4 protein-coding genes and 1 pseudogene are annotated in these 3,428 nt (G+C 62.0%); all 5 read right to left on the reverse strand.

The genetic code is table 11. The features are described 5' to 3' along the window. Positions 1 to 51 precede the first annotated feature (51 nt). The gene (locus ACRESD_RS25685) at positions 52 to 747 is read right to left on the reverse strand and encodes an HAD family hydrolase (protein ID WP_431753468.1); all 696 of its coding nucleotides are present in this window, start codon (positions 745 to 747) and stop codon (positions 52 to 54) included. Further along, on the reverse strand, positions 744 to 1,643 hold the full coding sequence (gene xerC, locus ACRESD_RS25690; protein WP_431753469.1) for a tyrosine recombinase XerC: 900 nt from the start codon (positions 1,641 to 1,643) through the stop codon (positions 744 to 746). Before xerC ends, ACRESD_RS25685 begins: the two co-directional genes overlap by 4 nt. A gap of 2 nt (positions 1,644 to 1,645) precedes the next feature. Next, positions 1,646 to 2,362 carry a DUF484 family protein gene (locus ACRESD_RS25695; protein ID WP_431753470.1) on the reverse strand — a complete coding sequence of 239 codons (717 nt, stop codon included), beginning with the start codon at positions 2,360 to 2,362 and terminating at the stop codon, positions 1,646 to 1,648. A gap of 13 nt (positions 2,363 to 2,375) precedes the next feature. Beyond that, positions 2,376 to 3,206 carry a diaminopimelate epimerase gene (dapF, locus tag ACRESD_RS25700; protein ID WP_431753471.1) on the reverse strand — a complete coding sequence of 277 codons (831 nt, stop codon included), beginning with the start codon at positions 3,204 to 3,206 and terminating at the stop codon, positions 2,376 to 2,378. A 3-nt stretch (positions 3,207 to 3,209) separates the two neighbouring features. After that, positions 3,210 to 3,428: pseudogene (locus ACRESD_RS25705) on the reverse strand (diaminopimelate decarboxylase); the annotation flags it as partial.

Below are 3,428 nucleotides of genomic sequence, written 5' to 3' on the forward strand. Positions count from 1 at the left end.
CCGCAATACCCTGTGGGAGCAGGCAAGCCAGCTCCCACATGGGGGGCTGTGTTAGTTCCAGCTGTTCAGTAGTGACGGTAGTTCTGCCAAATTGCGAATCTGCGCGTCCGGGCGCTTATTCCCTTCCCACACCTTACCCGTTGGGTTGAACCACACCGCTCTAAGCCCCGCCTGTTGTGCGCCAGCGATGTCATCCCCTGGATGATCGCCAATATGCACCGCCTGGCTCGCATCCACGCCACCACGCTGCAACGCTTCCTCAAACAATCGCGCATCCGGCTTGGCAATACCGATATCTTCAGCGCGTAGGGCAAAGTGGAAGTAGCCCGCCAGGCCCACACGTTGCACGTCGGCATTGCCGTTGGTGATTACCCCCAGCAGGAAGTGCTGGCGCAAGGCTTGAAGCATGGGCTCGGCTTCGGGAAATGGGGTGAGCTGATGCCGCGCATGAATAAACGCTTCGAAGCATACGTCCGCCATTTGCGTGGCTTCAGGCTGTGGGTAACCCGCCTCTTCAAAAGCCTGCATCAACACCCGCTGGCGCAGAATGCTGATGCGGTACTTCAACTCGGGATGACGCTCCAGCACCTGCTGGCGCAGGCGGGCGAAATGTTCCAATGGCAGGTCGCCGACCTTGGCGGCATGGGTCGCCAGCCATTCGCGCATCGACGCTTCGGCACTGATGATGACGGGTACGTTGTCCCAGAGGGTGTCGTCCAGGTCGAAGGTGATCAGCTTGATACTCATGAGTCGCCGCCCTTGATGCGTTTGGCCCGTGGATGGGCGCTGTCGTACACCGTTGCCAGGTGTTGGAAATCCAGATGGGTGTAGATCTGCGTGGTCTTTATGTCGGAATGACCGAGCAGCTCTTGAACCGCACGCAGGTCCTGGGACGATTCCAGCAGATGGCTGGCAAAGGAGTGTCGCAACATGTGTGGATGCAGGTTCTGCCCCAGCTCTCGCTCGCCGGCCGCCTTGACCCGCATCTGGATGGCTCGCGGCCCCAGGCGCCGACCTTGCTGACTGATAAACACGGCATCGTCCACCGGGTTGGCCAGGGCGCGCAGAGGCAGCCACAGTTGCAAGGCTTCCCGGGCTTTGCGGCCCACCGGCAGTACGCGGGTCTTGCTGCCCTTGCCGAGCACTTGCACCAGGCCGTCGGCCAGGTCCAGTTGATCGAGGTTAAGGCCGGTCAATTCCGACAGGCGCAGGCCCGAGGAATAAAACAGTTCAAGGATCGCCTGGTCGCGATGGGCAAGGAAGTCGTCTTCGACGGCGCCATCGAGCAATTGCAGGGCGCGATCGGTGTCGAGGGTCTTGGGTAGGCGCCGTTCGCCCTTCGGCGGAGACAAGCCATTGGCCGGATCGTGGTCGCACAGGCCTTCGCGGTTCAGGTAGTGATAAAGGCCACGCACCGCGGATAGCAGTCGCGACAGGCTACGCGAGGACTGGCCGGCCTGATGCAGGCGAGCGATCAAACTGCGCAGGCCCTGGATATCCAAGGCCTTCCAGCTGTTGATCTGTTGCTTTTCGCAGTATGCCAGGACCTTGTTCAAGTCCCGTCGGTAGGCTTCGAGGGTGTGGGGCGACACCTGGCGCTCGTTGCGCAGGTGAGCGCAATAAGCGTCCAGTTGCCGTTCCATGGCTAGCGTACCGCGCGCAAGGCGGTGGTGAAGCGCGGTAATACGCGGCCGAGCACTTCGGCGATGTAGGTCAGGAACAGTGTGCCGACCGAGCTCTTGTAGTGCGCAGGATCGCGACTGGCGATGGCCAATACGCCATGCAGGCCCTGGTGGCTGAGGGCGACCACGGCGGTGGAGCCGATCTGCTTGCGCTGTTCGGCACCAAACAGGAAGTCCAACTCATGCTCGCGCAAGGTGCCACTGATGGTCTTGCCTTCGGAGAGCAGGCCGCCGATAGCCGTCTGGGCTTCGCCACCGCTGACCCAGCGACCCACCGGCATCGGGTTGTCGCTGAACAGGATCAGGCTGACAAAGGGCACCTGGAAGTCCTGGCGCAGGCTGTCTTCCACGGCGATTACCGTTTCTTCCAGGCTGTTGGCGTCCATCAAGGTCAGGATCAGGCGACGGGTCTTGTCGAACAGGCGATCATTGTCGCGGGCCACATCCATCAGGTGGGAGAGCCGATGGCGCATTTCGATATTGCGCTCGCGCAGGATCTTCATCTGGCGCTCCACCAGCGACACGGTGTCGCCACGCTGATGGGGAATGCGCAAGGCCGGCAGGAGTTCTTCGTGCTCGACGAAGAAGTCCGGATTAGCCTCAAGGTAGGCCGCGACGGCAGCGGCCTCCAGACTGTCGCTTGGGGATGCTTGTGCGGGTACTTGAGGCTTATCGGTCATTGGCTTGGCTCACTTATAGACGGACCTGTCCTTCGTATACACGCGAGGCCGGCCCGGTCATCATCACCGGGTGACCAGGGCCTGCCCATTCGATGGACAAACGTCCGCCGGGCAGGTCGATCAGCAGCGGCGAATCCATCCACCCTTGGCTGATCGCGGCCACGGCTGCGGCGCAAGCGCCGGTGCCGCAGGCCTGGGTTTCGCCGGCGCCGCGTTCCCACACGCGCAATTGCGCGCGCGAACGGTCGATCACCTGCAGGAAGCCCACATTGACCCGTGCGGGAAAGCGCGGGTGATGTTCGATCTTCGGCCCCAGTTCATGCACGGGCGCGTTGTTGATGTCATTGACCCGCAACACGGCATGGGGGTTACCCATCGACACGGCGGCGATATCCACCGTCTTGCCGTCGACGTCCAGCGGGTAGCTGGCGGCCTGCTCGGTGGCCTGGAATGGAATATCCGCCGGCACCAGGCGTGGCGCGCCCATGTTGACACTGATCTGGCCGTCGCTGCGGATGTCCAGCTCAATCACGCCGCTCTTGGTCTCGACGCGGATCTGGCGCTTGGCGGTCAGGCGCTTATCCAGCACAAAGCGCGCAAAGCAACGTGCACCGTTGCCGCACTGCTCTACTTCGGAACCGTCGGAGTTGAAGATCCGGTAACGGAAATCCACCTCCGGGTTGCTCGGCGCCTCGACGATCAGCAACTGGTCGAAACCGATGCCGGTATGACGGTCGCCCCACTGTTTAGCGTGTTTGGGCAGGATGTGCGCGTGCTGGCTGACCAGGTCGAGGACCATGAAGTCATTGCCCAGCCCGTGCATCTTGGTAAAACGCAGCAGCATGGCTTACTCCGGCAGCAGGCTTTCGCCAGCATACAACTCGGCTACCGTCTCGCGGCGACGCACTTCAAACGCTTGATCACCGTCCACCAGCACCTCGGCGGTACGGCCGCGGGTGTTGTAGTTGGAACTCATGACAAACCCATAGGCACCGGCCGAATGCACGGCGAGCAGGTCGCCTTCTTCCAGGGCCAGTTGGCGATCCTTGGCCAGGAAGTCGCCGGT

The organism is Pseudomonas sp. (genome assembly GCF_050739995.1).
Lineage (GTDB): Bacteria > Pseudomonadota > Gammaproteobacteria > Pseudomonadales > Pseudomonadaceae > Aquipseudomonas.

Coding starts and splice junctions, on each gene's coding strand:
- ACRESD_RS25685 (WP_431753468.1), bottom strand. CDS start 747: ATGAGTATCAAGCTGATCACCTTCGACCTGGACGACACCCTCTGGGAC.
- ACRESD_RS25695 (WP_431753470.1), bottom strand. CDS start 2,362: ATGACCGATAAGCCTCAAGTACCCGCACAAGCATCCCCAAGCGACAGT.
- dapF (WP_431753471.1), bottom strand. CDS start 3,206: ATGCTGCTGCGTTTTACCAAGATGCACGGGCTGGGCAATGACTTCATG.
- xerC (WP_431753469.1), bottom strand. CDS start 1,643: ATGGAACGGCAACTGGACGCTTATTGCGCTCACCTGCGCAACGAGCGC.